The 16,877-nt window shown below is 68.9% G+C and carries 16 protein-coding genes; 8 read left to right on the plus strand and 8 right to left on the minus strand.

Going from position 1 to position 16,877, the window contains the following annotated elements; genetic code table 11:
• The first annotated feature begins 291 nt into the window (after positions 1-291).
• Both FHR56_RS03700 and FHR56_RS03705 read left to right on the plus strand, forming a co-directional pair.
• Positions 292-1,848 carry an oligopeptide:H+ symporter gene (locus FHR56_RS03700; protein ID WP_160945994.1) on the plus strand — a complete coding sequence of 519 codons (1,557 nt, stop codon included), beginning with the start codon at positions 292-294 and terminating at the stop codon, positions 1,846-1,848.
• Between the two features lie 8 nt (positions 1,849-1,856).
• Positions 1,857-2,492, plus strand: coding sequence for a rhomboid family intramembrane serine protease (locus tag FHR56_RS03705; RefSeq protein WP_017909504.1), 636 nt, complete (start codon positions 1,857-1,859; stop codon positions 2,490-2,492).
• 163 nt (positions 2,493-2,655) lie between these two features.
• Here FHR56_RS03705 and FHR56_RS03710 read toward each other — a convergent pair whose 3' ends face one another.
• Positions 2,656-2,862, minus strand: coding sequence for a hypothetical protein (locus tag FHR56_RS03710; RefSeq protein ID WP_019802552.1), 207 nt, complete (start codon positions 2,860-2,862; stop codon positions 2,656-2,658).
• A gap of 215 nt (positions 2,863-3,077) precedes the next feature.
• Here FHR56_RS03710 and FHR56_RS03715 point away from each other — a divergent pair, with 215 nt between their 5' ends.
• The 3 genes from FHR56_RS03715 (at position 3,078) to FHR56_RS03725 (ending at position 4,960) form a co-directional block, all read left to right on the plus strand.
• Positions 3,078-3,362 (plus strand): GNAT family N-acetyltransferase, encoded by a 285-nt coding sequence (locus FHR56_RS03715; protein WP_160945995.1) that lies wholly within the window; start codon positions 3,078-3,080, stop codon positions 3,360-3,362.
• Positions 3,363-3,465: 103 nt separating this feature from the next.
• Positions 3,466-4,299: a DUF3298 and DUF4163 domain-containing protein gene (locus FHR56_RS03720; protein WP_160946063.1), complete on the plus strand. Its 834-nt coding sequence runs from the start codon at positions 3,466-3,468 to the stop codon at positions 4,297-4,299.
• Positions 4,300-4,441: 142 nt separating this feature from the next.
• Positions 4,442-4,960: a MarR family transcriptional regulator gene (locus FHR56_RS03725; protein WP_160945996.1), complete on the plus strand. Its 519-nt coding sequence runs from the start codon at positions 4,442-4,444 to the stop codon at positions 4,958-4,960.
• Between the two features lie 599 nt (positions 4,961-5,559).
• On the opposite strand, the gene FHR56_RS03730 is transcribed toward FHR56_RS03725, so the two are convergent.
• Positions 5,560-7,746, minus strand: a complete 2,187-nt coding sequence (locus FHR56_RS03730) for a M3 family metallopeptidase (protein ID WP_160945997.1) — start codon at positions 7,744-7,746, stop codon at positions 5,560-5,562.
• A 324-nt stretch (positions 7,747-8,070) separates the two neighbouring features.
• Between FHR56_RS03730 and FHR56_RS03735 the strand changes: the two genes are divergently transcribed.
• Positions 8,071-8,562, plus strand: coding sequence for a glutathione peroxidase (locus FHR56_RS03735; RefSeq protein ID WP_160945998.1), 492 nt, complete (start codon positions 8,071-8,073; stop codon positions 8,560-8,562).
• Positions 8,563-8,818: 256 nt separating this feature from the next.
• Here FHR56_RS03735 and FHR56_RS03740 read toward each other — a convergent pair whose 3' ends face one another.
• The 3 genes from FHR56_RS03740 to FHR56_RS03750 all read right to left on the minus strand — a co-directional run bounded on the left by FHR56_RS03740 (position 8,819) and on the right by FHR56_RS03750 (position 12,013).
• Positions 8,819-9,598 carry a ferredoxin--NADP reductase gene (locus tag FHR56_RS03740; RefSeq protein ID WP_026143480.1) on the minus strand — a complete coding sequence of 260 codons (780 nt, stop codon included), beginning with the start codon at positions 9,596-9,598 and terminating at the stop codon, positions 8,819-8,821.
• Positions 9,599-9,702: 104 nt separating this feature from the next.
• The gene (locus FHR56_RS03745) at positions 9,703-10,101 is read right to left on the minus strand and encodes a hypothetical protein (protein ID WP_160945999.1); all 399 of its coding nucleotides are present in this window, start codon (positions 10,099-10,101) and stop codon (positions 9,703-9,705) included.
• A gap of 28 nt (positions 10,102-10,129) precedes the next feature.
• Positions 10,130-12,013, minus strand: coding sequence for an ABC transporter ATP-binding protein (locus tag FHR56_RS03750; RefSeq protein ID WP_160946000.1), 1,884 nt, complete (start codon positions 12,011-12,013; stop codon positions 10,130-10,132).
• 149 nt (positions 12,014-12,162) lie between these two features.
• On the opposite strand from FHR56_RS03750, the gene FHR56_RS03755 reads away from it, so the two are divergent.
• The gene (locus FHR56_RS03755) at positions 12,163-12,426 is read left to right on the plus strand and encodes a hypothetical protein (RefSeq protein WP_160946001.1); all 264 of its coding nucleotides are present in this window, start codon (positions 12,163-12,165) and stop codon (positions 12,424-12,426) included.
• Between the two features lie 126 nt (positions 12,427-12,552).
• Here the strand turns inward: FHR56_RS03755 and FHR56_RS03760 are convergent, their stop codons facing one another.
• From FHR56_RS03760 to FHR56_RS03770, 3 genes are all read right to left on the minus strand, one after another.
• A complete protein-coding gene (locus FHR56_RS03760; RefSeq protein WP_160946002.1) occupies positions 12,553-13,455 on the minus strand; it encodes an arginine deiminase-related protein in 903 nt (300 codons plus the stop codon).
• A gap of 294 nt (positions 13,456-13,749) precedes the next feature.
• Positions 13,750-14,190, minus strand: a complete 441-nt coding sequence (locus FHR56_RS03765) for a carboxymuconolactone decarboxylase family protein (protein ID WP_160946003.1) — start codon at positions 14,188-14,190, stop codon at positions 13,750-13,752.
• 83 nt (positions 14,191-14,273) lie between these two features.
• Positions 14,274-15,152: an RNA polymerase sigma-70 factor gene (locus FHR56_RS03770; RefSeq protein ID WP_160946004.1), complete on the minus strand. Its 879-nt coding sequence runs from the start codon at positions 15,150-15,152 to the stop codon at positions 14,274-14,276.
• A 101-nt stretch (positions 15,153-15,253) separates the two neighbouring features.
• On the opposite strand from FHR56_RS03770, the gene FHR56_RS03775 reads away from it, so the two are divergent.
• Positions 15,254-16,774, plus strand: a complete 1,521-nt coding sequence (locus tag FHR56_RS03775) for a fumarate hydratase (protein WP_160946005.1) — start codon at positions 15,254-15,256, stop codon at positions 16,772-16,774.
• The last annotated feature ends 103 nt before the right edge of the window (positions 16,775-16,877 follow it).

Here is a 16,877-nt window from a genome sequence, read left to right on the forward strand (position 1 = left end):
CGTGGACGTGCGTCCACGCCCGAGCGACGACGCGGCCACGGGCACGCGCAATCGCGGCCCTTCGGGTTGGGCCTGGCAGGCGCGCGGCCGGCGCCGCGCGGCTTGACCTGACGGCCAGTCAGGCGCTGCGCCACGCAACGCCGGCCGCGCGCCTGCCAGACCCAACGCGGCATCCTCGGGAATGGGCGACACGCCCTAGCGGTTCGATTCGCCGGAACGATCGGGTAACCTTCTGAAAATTTTGCCTGGACGAGGGCCCGTGAGCAGCCAAGCCACCACGAGACACGCCGCATGAGCGCGGCGCAAGAGCGCGCCACTGCGCGCATGCCGCGGCAGATTCCGTACATCATCGGCAACGAGGCCTGCGAGCGCTTCAGCTTCTACGGGATGCGCAACATCCTGGTGCAGTTCCTGATCACCTCGCTGCTGCTGCAGGAAGTGACCGCGCCCGGCCGCGAGGCCGAGGCCAAGCACATCATGCACAGCTTCATGATCGGCGTGTACTTCTTCCCGCTGCTCGGCGGCTGGTTGGCCGACCGCTTCTTCGGCAAGTACAGCACCATCCTCTGGTTCAGTCTCATCTACTGCGCGGGGCATCTATGCCTGGCGCTGTTCGAAGGCCATCGCACCGGCTTCTTCCTCGGCCTGGGCCTGATCGCGCTCGGCGCGGGCGGGATCAAGCCGCTGGTGGCCTCGTTCATGGGCGACCAGTTCGACCAGGGCAACAAGCACCTGGCCAAGGTGGTGTTCGACGCCTTCTACTGGATCATCAACTTCGGCTCGCTGTTCGCCTCGCTGCTGATTCCGCTGGCGCTGAAGAACCTGGGTCCGGCGTGGGCGTTCGGCATTCCCGGTATCCTGATGCTGGTGGCGACCCTGGTGTTCTGGGCCGGGCGCCACCGCTACGTGCGCGTGCCGCTGCCGCCCAAGGATCCGCACGGCTTCGCCCAGGTGGTGCGCACCGCGCTGCTGCGGCAGGCGCCGGGGCAGGGGCGTCCCGGACTGGCCCTGGCCGGCGTGGCGGTGCTGCTGGCGCTGGGCACGTTCGCGCTGGTACCGACGCTGGGCCTGGTGATCTGCCTGTGCCTGGCGTTGGTGCTGTTGCTGGCCGGCATCGGCGGCGGCACCTGGTGGCAACTGGAACGCGCCCGCGCGGTGCATCCGGACGCCGCAGTGGACGGCGTGCGCGCGGTGCTGCGGGTGCTGGTGGTGTTCGCGCTGGTCACCCCGTTCTTCTCGCTGTTCGACCAGAAGGCCTCGACCTGGGTGCTGCAGGGCCAGCAGATGCAGATGCCCGACTGGTTCAGCGCCTCGCAGATGCAGGCACTGAATCCGGCGCTGGTGATGCTGCTGATCCCGTTCAACAACCTGGTGCTGTACCCGCTGCTGCGCCGGCGCGGCTACGAGCCGACCGCGTTGCGGCGAATGACCGCCGGCATCGCCTTCAGCGGCCTGGCCTGGATCGTGGTCGGCAGCCTGCAGGTGATGATGGACGGTGGCGACGCCTTGTCCATCGCCTGGCAGATCCTGCCGTATGCGCTGCTGACCTTCGGCGAAGTGCTGGTCTCGGCGACCGGCCTGGAGTTCGCCTACAGCCAGGCGCCGCAGTCGATGAAGGGCGTGGTGATGAGTTTCTGGAACCTCACCACCACCGTCGGCAACCTGTGGGTACTGCTGTCCAACGCGGCGGTGCGCAATGACCGCGTCACCGCTCACATCGGCAGCACCGGGCTCAGCGAGACCGCGTTCCTGATGTTCTTCTTCGCCGCCTTCGCGTTCGTCGCCGCACTGCTGTTCGGGCTGTACGCGCGCCGCTACCGCATGGTCGACCACTACCGCCCCGCCTGAGACCCCGCATGCCCTCCGTCACCCCCGTCAACCTGATCCTGATCGTCCTCACCGTGCTGGTGTCGTGGGCGGCGTTCAACAACCGCCGGCTGCTCGACCGGCTGATCCTGTGGCCGCCGGCGATCGACCGCCACAAGCAGTACGACCGGCTGGTGACCTACGGCTTCATCCACGCCGATTTCCCGCACCTGCTGTTCAACATGGTCACGCTGTACTTCTTCGGCGGCCCGATCGAGGTGCTGATGGAGCGGATGACCGGCAACATGCTGGTGTACCCGCTGTTCTACCTGTCGGCGCTGGTGGTCTCGATCCTGCCCAGCTACCTGAAGAACCAGAAGAACCCCAACTACATGAGCCTGGGCGCGTCCGGCGCGGTGTCGGCGGTGCTGTTCGCCTTCATCCTGATGGCGCCGTGGACCGGGATCTTCTTCTTCTTCATCCCGATTCCGATCCCGGCGATCCTGTATGCCGTGTTCTATGTCGGCTACAGCATCTGGATGGACCGCCGCGGCGGCGACAACGTCAACCACAGCGCGCACCTGGCCGGCGCCGCGTTCGGCGTGATGTTCCTGCTGATCATGGAGCCGTCGGTGCTGCAGCACTTCTTGGGCGAGCTGGCGAACCCGCGCTTCGGCCGCGGGTGATGTGCTGCGCGGCGGCGCCTGCGCGAACGTGCGGCGCCGCGCGTTCGACCGGGTCGGGTTCGAGGCGTTGAGGTGGATGCTGGCGCTTCGCTGCGGCCGCGGATGACCGCCACTGCATTGCGCATGGGTTGGCTGCGGCGGCCCGTGTGGCCGCCGTTGGCGCTCAGCGGGTCTGTTGCCCGCGCAGCTGCACCTTGGCGCTGCCGATAGCGGCGTTCTCGTAGGTGCGCTTGAGGCGCTGGTAGACCTCGTCGTCGAGCTGCTGGAACTCGCCGCCCTGGTGGTCGCCGCTGACCGACAGTTGGAACAGCCCTTCCAGCAGGGAGGCGTTATGGTCGCCCTGGTCGTATTTGCTCTCGTTCTCGCTCATGCGCGTGGCTCCCTGTTGGATCGCTGCGTAATGGGAAGTGCAACTCCCATGCCAGGTTTTCGGCCTGTCCTGGCGGTATCGGCCGCGCGCGGCACGACTTGAGCGGCGGGCGGCTGACCCGCCGCGTCGGTGGCATGACGCGTTGGGGCAGATGCTTCACATGGCCGCGGCACGCGGCAGAGGACACTGCGTCTCCGCGCCACGTCCATTTCCGCATGTCCGCAGCCAACGTCCCGATCGCGCACGATCCGCAGCAGCGCCGCTTCACCCTGGAGGTCGACGGCCACCGCGCCGAACTCGACTACGTGCTGGAGCAGGGGCGCATGGTCATCACCCACACCGGGGTGCAGACGCCGATCGGCGGGCGCGGCCTGGCGGCGCGGCTGGTGACCGCCGCCCTGGACCACGCGCAGGCGCAAGGCTTGAAGGTGGTGCCGGCGTGCTCGTACGCGGCGGTGTTCATCCAGCGGCATCCGCACTACGCCGCCCTGCTCGGTTGAGCGCGCGGCATCGCAACGGCGCGATAATGCGCGCACTTCCACAAAAATCGCAGGAACAGGGGCAGTCGACGTGAGCAGGGCAGAGACGATGGGCAACGGGCGGATGGCATGGACGGCGCTGGCGGTCGCGGCGGCGCTGGCAGTGGCCGGCTGCAAGCGCGAGGAACCGGCCGCCGCACCGGCGCCCGCCGCGGCACCGGCGCAGAGCGAGGCGGCCACGCCGGCGCCATCGGAGCAGGCGCAGACCGCACCGCCGGAACTCAAGGACATCGTCGAACACAGCCCCAGCTATGTGGTCGGTATCACTTTCCCGCCGTCGATCAACCGTTACCCGGGGCTGGCCGACGCGGCCAACCGCTATGCGCAGAACGCGCGCAGCGAACTGATGGAAGCGGTCGACGGGCTCGGCAACGATCGCCCGCGCGCGCCCTACGAACTCTCGTTGCAGTTCGAGATGCTGCTGGAGCGTCCGGACCTGGTGGCGTTGAGCGCCGATGGCAGCCGCTACACCGGCGGTGCGCACGGCGAGCCGCTGGTGGCGCGCTGGGTATGGCTGCCGCAGCAGCAGCGCATGCTCACCGCCGAGACGCTGATCCCGGATGCGACGCACTGGAAGCAGGTGGCCGCCTATGTCGCCGCGCAACTGCGCCAGGCCGTGCAGACGCGGGTCGATGCCGAGCAGGTGCCGCCGGAGGATCAGGAGGAGCAGGTGCGCAGCGCCAGCAAGATGATCGCCGAAGGCACCGAGCCGCAGGCCAGCAACTTCAGCCAGTTCCAGCCGCTGGTCGATGCGGCGGGCAAGATCACCGCGCTGCGCTTCGTGTTCCCGCCGTACCAGGTCGGGCCATACGCCGATGGCACGCAGACCGTGGACGTGCCGGCCAGCGTGCTGCGCGAACTGGTGGCGCCGGAGTACGCACCACTGTTCGCCGCCTGAGCGTTCGCCGGCGCGCCGCTGCGCGTCGGCGTGTGCCTCCGGTGCATGGCGTCGACAGCGCGCGGGAACGCAACCCATCCCCTCGTCGGCGCGCGGCGCAATGGGTAGGATTGACGGCTACCCCACTTGCAATCGATGTCTCATGGGCAGTTTCGATCAGACCGAGCGACGTGTGGCGCACACCTGCGCGCGCTATCCGGCCTTCCCACGCGAACCCGCCGTCCTGGTCCGGCTGGTCAAGCATCTGTACAAGCGCGTGCATGCCAACGCCAGCGGCGTGCTCAAGGACTACGGCATCAGCCCGCCGGAGTACGAGATCCTGATGATGCTGTACGGCACGCCCGAGCAGCGCATCACCCCCACCGAGGTGGCCGAGGCCGCTGGCGAGAAGCCGGCCAACATCACCCGTCTCACCGACAGCCTGTGCAGCAAGGGGCTGCTGTCGCGCACCGCCAGTCCGGACGACCGTCGCAAGGTCGCGCTGACCCTGCAGCCGGCCGGCATCGCCCTGATCGAGCGCCTGCTGCCGGACGTTTGCACATTCCTGGATACCGAGACCGCGGCGCTGGATGCCGGCGAGCAGCAACAGTTGGAGATGCTGCTGAAGAAGATGCTGGCCGGCATCGACGGCCTCGACGCTGCCGCCGAGTCGATGACCTAGGCGCCGCCGCACAGGGCGCGCGTTTCCCGTCCCGCAGCCTCTTCTGTACCGCATGGGTGCCGGCTGCCTGGACGCCGGGGTTCCGCTGGACCGCGGCGCGCAGCGGGATCGAGCAACAAACGCAGCGTGCGCGCATGGCGGCGCAGCGGGCGGCGGCGCGTGGCGCGGCCACTGCGGACGGCGCGGCGCGGACCACCGCGCTGCGGTGAACGAGGGCCGGACGACGGCGCTGTCTGGAAGCGGCAATGTCACTGACGCGGCCAGTCGTGGCGCCTCGCATCGCGCGGGCACGCGTGGCGGGTCGGTGTCGGGCCAGGCCGGTGCGGGCGGCAAGGGCGGTGCGCAGGCCGACAACGGGCAGGCGTAGGGGCAGTCCGGCGGCGCGGCCTTGCCGGGCGCGAGCGTCAACGCCTCCAGCGACGGCCAGCACGGCGTGGCCGCGCGCGACGCAGCACGCGTCGCCATCAGGATTGCGGACAACAAACACCACGCCCGGCGAGCCGGGCGTGGTGCGTGAAGCGGTTGGTCCGGTGTATGTTGCCGCGCTGTCGCCGCAACCGGGCCACGGCACGGCCGCATGGGCCGTGCCGTGGCACGCCTCAGTGGGCGCTCGGCGTGGCGGCAGGCGCGGCGTTGAGGCCGCGTTTCTCCAGCAAGGGCTCGATCTGCGGGGCGTGCCCGGCGAAGTCCTGGAACAGCTGCATCGCATCCACGCTGCCGCCGCGCGAGAGCAGCGTCTTGCGGAAGCGGTCGCCGTTGGCGCGGCTCAGCCCGCCGTGCTGCTTGAACCACTGCTGGGTATTGGCGTCCAGCACCTCGGACCAGATGTAGGCGTAGTAGCCGGCCGCGTAGCCGCCCATGATGTGGCTGAAGTACGGCGTGCGGTAGCGCGGCGGCACCGGCGCATAGGCGATGCCGTCGGCGGCCAGCGCCTTGGCCTCGAAGTCCATCACGCCCGATGCCGGCGGCACCTGACCGGGGCTGAGCTGGTGCCAGCGCTGATCCAGCATGGCCGCGCCCAGGTACTCGGTGGTGGCGAAGCCCTGGTTGAACTTGGCGGTGGCCACCACCTTGTCCAGCAGCGCCTGCGGCATCGGCGCGCCGCTCTGGTAGTGCTTGGCGTAGTGCTTGAGGATGGCCGGATCGTCGGCCCACATCTCGTTGACCTGCGAGGGGAACTCGACGAAGTCGCGCGGCACGCTGGTGCCGGAGAAGTAGGGGTACTTCACGTTCGAGAACATGCCGTGCAGCGCATGGCCGAACTCGTGGAACGCGGTGGTGACCTCGTCCCAGGTCAGCAGGGTCGGTTGCCCGGCCGGCGGCTTGGGGATGTTGAGGTGGTTGGCGACCACCGGCTTGTCGCCGGTCAGTGCCGACTGCGACACGTAGGAACTCATCCAGGCGCCGCCGCGCTTGGATTCGCGCGCGTACATGTCGGCGATGAAGATCGCCAACTGGCTGCCGTCGGCGTCGAACACGTCGTAGACCAGCACGTCGTCGCGGTAGGTCGGCAGGTCGGTACGCTGCTTGAAGGTCAGCCCGTACTCCTGGTTGGCGGCGTAGAACACGCCGTTTTCCAGCACGTTCTTCAGTTCGAAGTAGGGCTTGAGCTGCGCCTCGTCGAAGTCGTACTTGGCCTGGCGCACCTTCTCGGTGTAGTAGGCCCAGTCCCAGGCTTCGAGCTTGAAGCTCGGCTTGCCGGCGGCCTTCTGCTCCTGGTCGATCATCGCCTGCAGGTCGGCGGCTTCGCGCTTGGCGTTGGCCACCGCGGCCGGGGCCAGCTTGCCGAGCATGGCGTTGACCGCTTCGGGGGTCTTGGCGGTCTGGGTTTCCAGCGAGTAGGTGGCGTGGTTCGGGTAGCCCAGCAACTTGGCGCGGTCGGCGCGCAGGGTCATGATCCGCGACACCAGCGCGGTGTTGTCGTACGGGCCGCCATGGCTGCCGCGCGACACCGAGGCTTCGTAGATCTTCTGCCGCAGAGCGCGGTCCTTGAGCTGCGCCAGCGGCGGCTGGCCGGTGGTGTTGAGCAGGGCGATCACGTACTTGCCGTCGAGCTTGCGCGCCTTGGCCGCTTCGGCGGCTGCGGCGATCTGCGCGTCGGACAGGCCGTCGAGCTGCTTGACGTCGTCCACCACCACTGCCGCCGCGTTCACTTCGGCCAGCACGTTCTGGCTGAACTTGGTGCCCAACTCGGCCAGTTCAGCGTTCATCGCCTTGAGCTTGGCCTTGTCGGCGTCGTTGAGCTTGGCGCCGTCGCGGACGAAGTCGCTGTGGTACTTCTCGATCAGGCGCACGCCTTCCGCGTCCAGGCCGAGCTGGTTGCGGGTGTCGTACAGGGTCTGGATGCGGGCGAACAGCTTGGGATTGAGCGCGATCGCATCGCGGTGCGCGGCCAGCTTGCCGGCGTACTCGGCCTGCAGTTTCTTGCGCGTGTCGTTGGTGTCGGCACCGACCAGGTTGAAGAATACGGTGGTGGCGCGATCCAGGATCTGCCCGCTCTTCTCCATCGCCACGATGGTGTTGTCGAAGGTCGGCTTGGCGGTCTGATCGGCGATGGCCTGCACTTCCTTCAGCTGCTGCGCCATGCCGGCGTCGAACGCAGGCGCGAAATCGCTGTCCTTGATCTTGTCGAACTGCGGGTAGTGCAGCGGCAGCGGGCTTTCGGCGAAGAACGGGTTGGCCTGCGTGGCCGCCGTGGCGGCGGTGGGCGTGGTGGCCGGAGCGGCGTAGGCGGGCATGGCGAGTCCGAGCGTGGCGGCGAGGGCAAGGGCGAGGCGAGAGGTCATCAAGCGGTATCCGCAATCATGGTGATCGGGCAGGCTACCCCAGGCCGGCAGGCGTGACCCGTGACGAAAGCCATGGGAGCGCTGCAGCATCTGCGCGTATTTCTTGGGGCTTTGCGGCATCTGGCGTGAACGTTGATGCAGTACGCTCTCCAGCATGCTGTGCCGGTGCAGGCACGTGTGGGTGGTGCGTTGGCAGCGTGTTGTCTTCCTCCGCGCGGATGACGCGGGCGCGCGCGTGTGGCTTGCCTGCTGGCGACGTCTGCGGCCACCGCGTAGCATCGCGTCGACCCAGCGCCGCAGCGGCGCGCCGCGCCACGAGGATCCATGGACACGCCGACCACCGCCTACGCCTTCACCGCGACCACGCTGGACGGGCAGGCGCAGCCGCTCGCCGAGTACGCCGGCAAGGTGTTGCTGATCGTGAACGTCGCTTCCAAGTGCGGCTTCACGCCGCAGTACGCCGGGCTGCAGGCGCTGTGGCAGCGCTATCGCGATCGCGGCTTGGTGGTGCTGGGTTTTCCCTGCGATCAGTTCGGCCATCAGGAACCGGGCGATGCCGCGGAAATCCGCCAGTTCTGTTCGCTCAGCTACGACGTCGATTTCCCGATGTTCGCCAAGGTGCAGGTCAACGGCGAAGGCGCGCATCCGCTGTGGCGCTGGCTCAAGCAACAAAAATCCGGGCTGCTCGGCATCGCCGCGATCAAGTGGAATTTCAGCAAGTTCCTGGTCGGCCGCGACGGTCAGGTGCTGGCGCGTTATGCACCGACCGACAAGCCGGAAGCGCTGGCCGACGAGATCGAGCGGGCGCTGGGCTGACGATTCGCCGGCGAGCTCCCGGCCTGGTCCCGAATGCCGGGGTGCTTGCTCTTGTGGGAGGGACTTCCGTCCCGACGCCTTTGACTCGAACGCGTCGGGACTGAAGTCCCTCCCACACACGATTTCGCCATTATTTCGCTTTGATCTGTTGCCGTGTCGCTTATGCCGGTAGCAGCGGCTTCAGCCGCGATGCGCTTTATCGGTAACGCCTGTCGCGGCTGAAGCCGCTCCTACGACCGGAAAAGTGCAGCCCCCGTCACTTCTCGACAAATGCGCGCTCGAACACGTAGTGCCCCGGCGAACCGATGCGCGGCGAGGCGACGAAGCCGCGGGCGTCCAGGGTGTGGCGCAGGTCGGCCAGCATCTGCGGGCTGCCGCAGATCATCGCGCGGTCGTGTTCCGGATTCAGCGGCGGCAGGCCCAGGGTGCGCTGCATTTCGCCGCTCTCGAGCAACTCGGTGAGACGGCCGCGGTTGCGGAAATCCTCGCGGGTCACCGCCGGGTAGTACAGCAGCTTCTCGCGGATGGTCTCGCCGAGGAACTCGTGCTGCGGCAGTTCCTTCTCGAAATAGTCGCGGTAGGCCAGGTCCTTCTCGAAGCGCACGCCGTGGGTGAGGATCACCTTGTCGAAGCGCTCGTAGGTTTCCGGGTCCTTGATCACCGACAGCCACGGCGCCAGGCCGGTGCCGGTGCCCAGCAGGTACAGGTGGCGGCCCGGGTGCAGGTCGCTGATCAGCAGGGTGCCGGTGGGCTTCTTGCCGACCAGCACCGAATCGCCGGGCTTGATGTGCTGCAGGCGCGAGGTCAGCGGGCCGTCCGGCACCTTGATGCTGAAGAACTCCAGTTGCTCTTCCCAGTTGGCGCTGGCGATGGAGTAGGCGCGCAGCAGCGGCCGCGTCTCCGTCTCCAGGCCGATCATCACGAACTGGCCGTTGTCGAAGCGGAAGCCGTCGTTGCGGGTGGTGGTGAAGCTGAAGTAGTCCTCGGTCCAGTGGCGGACATCGAGCACCGTTTCGGGGCCAAAAGCGGAAGACATGCCGTTGATCGTGATGGGGAAGGAACGGCGGCCATTCTACCCCATGCGGGTTCAAATGAGATCAACTCTCATTTGTGGCGCCGTGCCGATCCTGGCGAAGCGGCTCACTTCTCGAACGAGACCTCGTAGGACAGGTACAGCGGCGCCTGCGGCGGCGCCAGCAGCGGGCGCTGGCGCAGGAAACGCTCCAGGCACAGCGCGAGCGGGGTGGTCCCGTTGCGCCAGCTGGCGCCGACGCTGCCGTCGGCCTGCACCTGCACCACCACGGTGAACGGCGAGGTGTCCGGGCGCGGCGTGGCGCAACTGGCCACGCCCTCGTCCAGCGCCGCGCGCTGCAGGGTCTGCAGGCGTTCCTCCATCGCCGCAGGCAGGCTGGCCTCGTCGCGGTTGGCCAGGGCCTTGGCCGCGGCGTAGTCGGAGGGCGCCGGCGTGTCCGCGGCGGGAGCGGCGGCGGCCGGGACGGCGAGGGCGGCGGCGAACAGACAGGGCAGGGTGCGGAGCATGGCGGCGTCGGAAGGGGGCGGACCAGGCTCAACGATACCCAGCGGCCTGCAATTCGAACAGTTCCGCGTAGCGGCCGCCCTGGGCCATCAGTTCGTCGTGGGTGCCGCTGGCCTCGATCCGGCCGTCGGCCAGGACCAGGATGCGGTCGGCCATGCGCACGCTGGAGAAACGGTGCGAGATCAGCACCGCGGTGCGGTTGTCGGACAGCTCCTTGAAGCGCTGGAACACCTCGAACTCGCTGCGCGCGTCCAGCGCGGCGGTCGGCTCGTCGAGGATCATCACCTGTGCGTCGCGCATGTAGGCGCGGGCGATGGCGATCTTCTGCCACTGCCCGCCGGACAGGTCCACGCCGGTCTTGAAGCGGCGCCCGATCACCTGCGCGTAGCCCTGCGGCAGGCCGTCGATCAGCTCGGCGGCCATCGCCCGCTGCGCGGCGGCGCGGATCCGCGGGGTGTCGTCCAGCGCGTCGACCTGGCCGACGCCGATGTTCTCGCCGGCGCTGAAGTGGTAGCGCACGAAGTCCTGGAAGATCACCCCGAGGTTGGCGCGCAGGTCGTCCAGGTCGTAGTCGCGCAGGTCGCGGCCGTCGAGCAGGATGCGGCCCTCGTCCGGGTCGTACAGGCGTGCCAGCAGCTTGACCAGGGTGGTCTTGCCGGCGCCGTTCTCGCCGACCAGGGCCAGCACTTCGCCGGCGCGCAGGGCGAAGTCCAGGTGCCGCACCGCCCACTGCTCGGCGTCCGGGTAGCGGAAGCCGACGTTCTCGAACACGAAGCCCTGCACGATCGGTCGCGGCACCGGCACCGCGCCGGGGCGGGTGCGGATCTCCGGGACGATGCGGAAGAACGAGTACAGGTCGTCCAGGTACAGTGCCTGCCCGGCCACCTGCGAAAAGCCAATCAGCAGCCCTTCCAGCAACTGCCGCAGGCGCAGGAAGCTGCCGGCCAGGAAGGTCAGGTCGCCGATGCTGAAGTCGCCGCGCACGGTGCGCCAGGCGATGTAGCCGTAGGCACCGTAGTAGCCCAGCGTGCCCAGCGCCGCCAGCAGCGTGCCCCACAGCATGCGCTTGCGCGCCAGCGCGCGGTTGGCCTGGAAGTAGCGGTCGGCGAGGGCGCGGTAGCGCGCGATCAGGAAGTTGTGCAGGTTGAAGATCTTCACTTCCTTGGCGGTCTCGACGCTGGCGCCGAGCTGGCGCAGGTAGTCGAGCTGGCGGCGCTCGGCCGTCCACTGGAAGTTGAGCGAGTAGCCCAGCGCGTTGAAGTGCGCCTCGCCGATGAAGGCCGGCACCAGCGCCACCGCCAGCAGGGCGATGAGCCACGGCGCGTAGACCAGCAGGCCGACCGCGAAGCTGACCACGGTGATCGCGTCCTGCACCTGGCCGAACAACTGGCTCATCAGGTTCATGCGGCCCATGGTCTGGCGCCGCGCGCGGTCCAGCCGGTCCTGCTGTTCTGGGTCCTCGAAATCCTCCAGGTCCAGTTGCGCGGCGTGCTCCATCAACTGCACGCTGGTGGTGTTGTTGAACAGCTCCGACAGCAGCGTGTCGGCATAGCTGACCAGCCGCCCGAGCAGGTCCGAGGCGATCGCCAGCGCCAGTTCCAGGGCCAGCAGTTCCAGCAGCCGGTTCAGGCGGCCACTGGCCAGGGCCTGGCCCAGCGCGTCGAAGCCGGGCGATTGCCCGACCAGGTGGATCGCCTCGTCGATGATCAGCTTGCCGACGTACAGCGAGGCCACCGGCAGCAGCGCGCGGATCACGCGCAAGCCGATGCTGCTGAGGGTCAGCCAGCGGCTGGTCTGCCAGATCTGGCGCAGGAACGGCGGCAGGTTGCGCATCGCGTCGAAGCGCTCGCGCAGGCTCGGGCCGGTGCGGGGCGCGGTGCGGGCGCCGCCATGAGAAGGGGAAGAAGATGCCATCGGCGCATTGTGCCGGGGGCGGGTGTGGGCGGGGAGTGTGGGCTGCGCCGGGTCAGAGGCTGCACAGGGGCTGACGCCGGTGGCTGGCGCGCGACCTCATAAGGCGAGGCGTCGGTTAGTCTCGTCGATGTCCCGCCGAGGCCGTTGCCATGTCCGATCCCGTCGCGCCTGCCGTCGCCCGCCTGGGGGCGCATCTGCCGTCGCGGCGCGAGCTGCTCGGTTGCACGGTCTTGGTCCTGTTCGCCACCGCGCTGCTGTGGTGGGGCAACGCCGCCGCCATGGTGGTATTGACACTGTCGTATCTGGTCTTCGCGATCGGCTACAGCCTGTCTCGCTTGTTCGGCGGCCGCGGCGGCATCGATCTCGGTCAGTTGTGGCGCGAGGTGCTCGATGCGGTGCTCGGTCTGTGCTGATGGGGTGTTGGTGGTGGTCGCTCTGCTTGGCGCGACGGCCGTGGCATGCATTGTCCCGTACCCTCACCCCAACCCCTCTCCCGGTAGGAGAGGGGCTGATTCTGCGGCTCACGGGAGCCTCTCGGCTTATTCGTCCAGCCGCAGCGTCAGGCACTTGGCGGCGCCGCCGGCCTTGAGGAATTCGTCCAGCGGGGTCTGTACCGCGCGGTAGCCGATCGCGGCCAGGGCGGCACACAGTTCGGGCGAGGCGCGGTTGAGCAGCAGGGTGTCGTCCAGGTCCACCGCGTTGCAGGCGAAGGCGAGGGCGTCGGCCTCGCTGACGACGATGCGCTGCGATGCGGGGATGTGCTGGGCGATCGCCTGCTGCGCGGCGGCGTCGAACGCGGCCGGGTAGTACAGCAGGTAGCCGTCGCGCAGCGGGCAGAAGCAGGTGTCCAGGTGATAGAAGCGCGCGTCGGTCAGGCGCAGCGGCACCACCTCGATGTCCAGCAGGTCGGTCAGTTCGTGCGCCGCGGCCAGGTCGCTGCGGTGGCCGTGGCCCATCCACAGCCGGTGCGCGCCGCGGTCCAGCAGCGCATCGCCGGCGCCTTCGAAATACACCTGTTCCGGCAGTTCGCGAATGCGCAGGCCGGCCTGGCGGCACCAGGCGGTGAACAGGGCTTCCTCGCCACGGCGCTCGGCGTGGCGGAAGCGGCTGGGCACGAAGCAGTCGCCGAGCACCAGGCCGGCGTTGGCGCTGAACACCATGTCCGGCAGGCCCGGCGCGGCAGCAATGCACTCGACGCGGGCACCTGCCGCCTCGGCGGCGGCCACCAGCGCGTTCCACTGCGCCTGCGCGCGCTCGCGGCTGGCGGCGTGCACGTTGCCTTCCATCCAGGGGTTGATCACGTAGTCCACCGCGAAGTGCTGCGGCGCGCACATCAGCAGGCGGTGGCGGTCGCTGACGCTGGCGCGGGACTGCGGTTCGGGGGAAGCGAGGGCCAGGTCGGCCTCATCGGTCAGGCCGACAGCAAGGACGTTCTCGATCATGCGCGCGCTCCGCGTCGGGGATGCGCGCCACGCTAGCGGCGCCGTGTTGCGAGGACATGTCGGTGGGCGTGTTGCGGGATGATCAGCCATTCGGCTGCTGAAAAGCCGGGGATTCGGGATTGGGGATTCGTGCAAGCAGAGCCGCGCGCTCTGTTGGTCTGCCTGGCATTGGCGCGTGGGTAGTGTCCAGGGGCGAGCACTCGGGATTAGGGAAGCGGCACGCATGCTTGTCGACTGCGCGATCCTGCACCCCAATCCCCAATCCCCAATCCCCAATCCCGGCGCGCAGCGTCTTTAGGGCAGTGCCGGCTGCAAGCCCACGCCCAACCGATTCCAGGCGTTGATCACCGCCACCGCCATGCTCAGTGCGCTGATCCCGGCCGGGTCGAACTGCGCCGCGAGTGCGTCATAGACGGACTGCGCCGGCGCGCCCGCGGGCAGCGTGGTCAGCGCCTCGGCCCAGTCCAGCGCGGCGCGCTCGCGGGCGTCGAAGAAGCGGCTGTCGCGCCAGGCGGCGAGGGTGTCGAGCTTGCGCGGTTCGGTGCCGGCGCGGCGCAGCGCGGTGGCATGCATGTCGATGCAGTAGGCGCAGCCGTTGAGTTGGGAGACGCGCAGGAACACCAGTTCGGTGAGGGCGCTGCCGAGCGGGCCGCCGTGGACCTGCTGGCTGGCGCCGAGCAGGGCGCGGTACGCCTCGGGTTCGTGGCGGGTGTAGTCGATACGGTGGAAGTGCATGGCGGTTCGCCCATGGCGGCCACCATGGCCGCCTTCCCCTCCAGGACGCGGCGGGGCGCGCCGGCGTGACAGCGCCGCGCAGTTCAGTCGTCGGCGCCAGGCGGGGCCGTCGGCACCGGCAGCTTGTCCGGGTTCATCAGGGTCAGCACCTCGGCGATGCGCTCGCCGTCGATCACCAGCACGGTCGCCGAATGCAGCCGCGGCCCCAGGAAGCGCAGGATCGCCGGTTCGCCGTTGACCGTGCCGATCCGCGCCTGCAGGCCCAGGTTGCGCCGCGCCACGGCGCAGTACAGCCGGCCGATGCGCTCGGCGCCGTGCAGCGGGCGCAGGCTGGCGGTGACCTTGCCGCCGCCGTCGGAGCGCAACTGTGCGTCGGCATGCAGCAAGGCGGCGATGGCGGCGCGGTCGCCGCGCTGCGAGGCGTGCAGGAAGCGCTCCAATAACTGGCGATGACGCTCGGGCGTGACCGCGAAGCGCGCCTGGCCCTGGCCGAGCCGCTCGCGCGCCCGGTGCACCAGTTGCCGGCAGCCGGCCTCGCTGCGCTCCAGGGCGCGGCCGATCTGCGCGTAGTCGTAGTCGAACGCCTCCTTCAGCAGGAAGGCGGCGCGCTCGTGCGGGCCGAGCCGCTCCAGCAACGCCAGGAAGGCCAGCGAGACCTGTTCGGCGCGGTCATGGCGCTCGGCCGGGTCGGCGGCGTCGGCGATCTCCAGCGGCTCGGGCAGCCACGGGCCAACGTAGTGGGCGCGGGCGCTGCGCGCCGCGCGCAGGCGGTCCAGGCCGAGGCGGGTGGTGGCGGTCACCAGCCAGGCTTCGGGGTCGCGGATCGCGCCGCGGTCGCTGGCCTGCCAGCGCAGCCAGGCATCCTGCACGGTGTCCTCGGCGTCGGCGCGGCTGCCGAGCAGGCGGTAGGCCAGGCCGAACAGCCGGGGGCGGTGGGATTCGAAGGTCGGATCGTGGGTCATGACGACCAGGACGGAACAGGGCGTGCCGGCGTGACAGCGGGCGGGGCCGCCACTTTGCCCTAAAATGGGCGGGTTTCCCCCCGCCAGCCGCAGAGCCAGCCGTGACCTCGATCAAGCAGGAAGACCTCATCCAGTCCGTCGCCGACGCGCTGCAGTACATCAGCTACTACCACCCGGTCGACTACATCAAGAACCTGTCCGCGGCCTACGAGCGCGAGCAGTCGCCGGCGGCCAAGGACGCCATCGCGCAGATCCTGATCAATTCGCGCATGTGCGCCGAGGGCCACCGGCCGATCTGCCAGGACACCGGCATCGTCACCGTATTCCTCGAGATCGGCATGAACGTGCGCTGGGACGACGCCACCATGGGCGTGGAGGACATGGTCAACGAGGGCGTGCGCCGCGCCTACAACCATCCGGACAACAAGCTGCGCGCTTCGGTGCTGGCCGACCCTGCCGGCAAGCGCCAGAACACCAAGGACAACACCCCGGCCGTGGTCAACGTGAAGGTCGTCCCCGGCGACACGGTGGACGTCATCGTCGCGGCCAAGGGCGGCGGCTCCGAGGCCAAGAGCAAGTTCGCCATGCTCAATCCCTCCGACTCCATCGTCGACTGGGTGCTCAAGACCGTGCCGACCATGGGCGCCGGCTGGTGCCCGCCGGGCATGCTCGGCATCGGCATCGGCGGCACCGCCGAGAAGGCGATGCTGCTGGCCAAGGAAGCGCTGATGGAGCCGATCGACATCGTGGACCTGCAGGCCCGCGGCGCGTCCAACCGTGCCGAGGAACTGCGCCTGGAACTGTACGAGAAGGTCAACGCGCTGGGCATCGGCGCGCAGGGCCTGGGGGGCCTGACCACGGTGCTGGACATCAAGGTCAAGGATTACCCGACCCACGCCGCCAACCTGCCGGTGGCGATGATCCCCAACTGCGCGGCCACCCGCCATGCGCACTTCACCCTGGACGGCAGCGGCGCGGTGATGCTGGATCCGCCCTCGCTGGAAGACTGGCCCAAGCTCACCTACAACCCGACCAACGCGCGCCGGGTGAACCTGGACACCATCACCCGCGAGGACGTGGCCAGCTTCAAGCCGGGCGAAACGATCCTGCTCAACGGCAAGCTGCTGACCGGCCGCGACGCCGCGCACAAGCGCATGATCGACATGCTCAACCGCGGCGAGACGCTGCCGGTGGACTTCACCAACCGCTTCATCTACTACGTCGGTCCGGTCGATCCGGTACGCGACGAAGTGGTCGGCCCGGCCGGCCCCACCACCGCCACGCGCATGGACAAGTTCACCCGGCAGATGCTGGAGCAGACCGGCCTGCTGGGCATGGTCGGCAAGTCCGAGCGCGGCGATGCGGCGATCGCCGCGATCCGCGACAACAAGGCCGTGTACCTGATGGCGGTCGGCGGCTCGGCCTATCTGGTGTCCAAGGCGATCAAGGCCAGCAAGGTGCTGGCGTTCGAAGACCTGGGCATGGAGGCGATCTACGAATTCGAGGTCAAGGACATGCCGGTGACCGTGGCGGTCGACGCCAGCGGCGAGTCGGTGCACAAGACCGGCCCGCGCGAGTGGCAGGCGCGCATCGGCAAGATCCCGGTGGTGGTCGAGGCCTGATCGGCGGCAGCGCGAACGCCGGCGTGGATGCCGGCGTTGTGCGTGGCGCTGGCGGCGCGCCGGCGTCGCGGCAATAATCGGCGCTGGTTCGCCTCCGGGGAAA

The organism is Xanthomonas sp. F10, from assembly GCF_014206815.1.
GTDB classification, from domain to species: Bacteria; Pseudomonadota; Gammaproteobacteria; order Xanthomonadales; family Xanthomonadaceae; genus Xanthomonas_A; species Xanthomonas_A indica.

Excerpts from the sequence above, each read along its gene's own strand:
- FHR56_RS03715 (WP_160945995.1), top strand. The coding sequence starts at position 3,078 with ATGTCCGCAGCCAACGTCCCGATCGCGCACGATCCGCAGCAGCGCCGC.
- FHR56_RS03740 (WP_026143480.1), bottom strand. The coding sequence starts at position 9,598 with ATGTCTTCCGCTTTTGGCCCCGAAACGGTGCTCGATGTCCGCCACTGG.
- FHR56_RS03765 (WP_160946003.1), bottom strand. The coding sequence starts at position 14,190 with ATGCACTTCCACCGTATCGACTACACCCGCCACGAACCCGAGGCGTAC.
- FHR56_RS03770 (WP_160946004.1), bottom strand. The coding sequence starts at position 15,152 with ATGACCCACGATCCGACCTTCGAATCCCACCGCCCCCGGCTGTTCGGC.
- FHR56_RS03760 (WP_160946002.1), bottom strand. The coding sequence starts at position 13,455 with ATGATCGAGAACGTCCTTGCTGTCGGCCTGACCGATGAGGCCGACCTG.
- FHR56_RS03750 (WP_160946000.1), bottom strand. The coding sequence starts at position 12,013 with ATGGCATCTTCTTCCCCTTCTCATGGCGGCGCCCGCACCGCGCCCCGC.
- FHR56_RS03725 (WP_160945996.1), top strand. The coding sequence starts at position 4,442 with ATGGGCAGTTTCGATCAGACCGAGCGACGTGTGGCGCACACCTGCGCG.
- FHR56_RS03700 (WP_160945994.1), top strand. The coding sequence starts at position 292 with ATGAGCGCGGCGCAAGAGCGCGCCACTGCGCGCATGCCGCGGCAGATT.
- FHR56_RS03755 (WP_160946001.1), top strand. The coding sequence starts at position 12,163 with ATGTCCGATCCCGTCGCGCCTGCCGTCGCCCGCCTGGGGGCGCATCTG.
- FHR56_RS03745 (WP_160945999.1), bottom strand. The coding sequence starts at position 10,101 with ATGCTCCGCACCCTGCCCTGTCTGTTCGCCGCCGCCCTCGCCGTCCCG.
- FHR56_RS03710 (WP_019802552.1), bottom strand. The coding sequence starts at position 2,862 with ATGAGCGAGAACGAGAGCAAATACGACCAGGGCGACCATAACGCCTCC.
- FHR56_RS03705 (WP_017909504.1), top strand. The coding sequence starts at position 1,857 with ATGCCCTCCGTCACCCCCGTCAACCTGATCCTGATCGTCCTCACCGTG.
- FHR56_RS03730 (WP_160945997.1), bottom strand. The coding sequence starts at position 7,746 with ATGACCTCTCGCCTCGCCCTTGCCCTCGCCGCCACGCTCGGACTCGCC.
- FHR56_RS03735 (WP_160945998.1), top strand. The coding sequence starts at position 8,071 with ATGGACACGCCGACCACCGCCTACGCCTTCACCGCGACCACGCTGGAC.
- FHR56_RS03720 (WP_160946063.1), top strand. The coding sequence starts at position 3,466 with ATGGCATGGACGGCGCTGGCGGTCGCGGCGGCGCTGGCAGTGGCCGGC.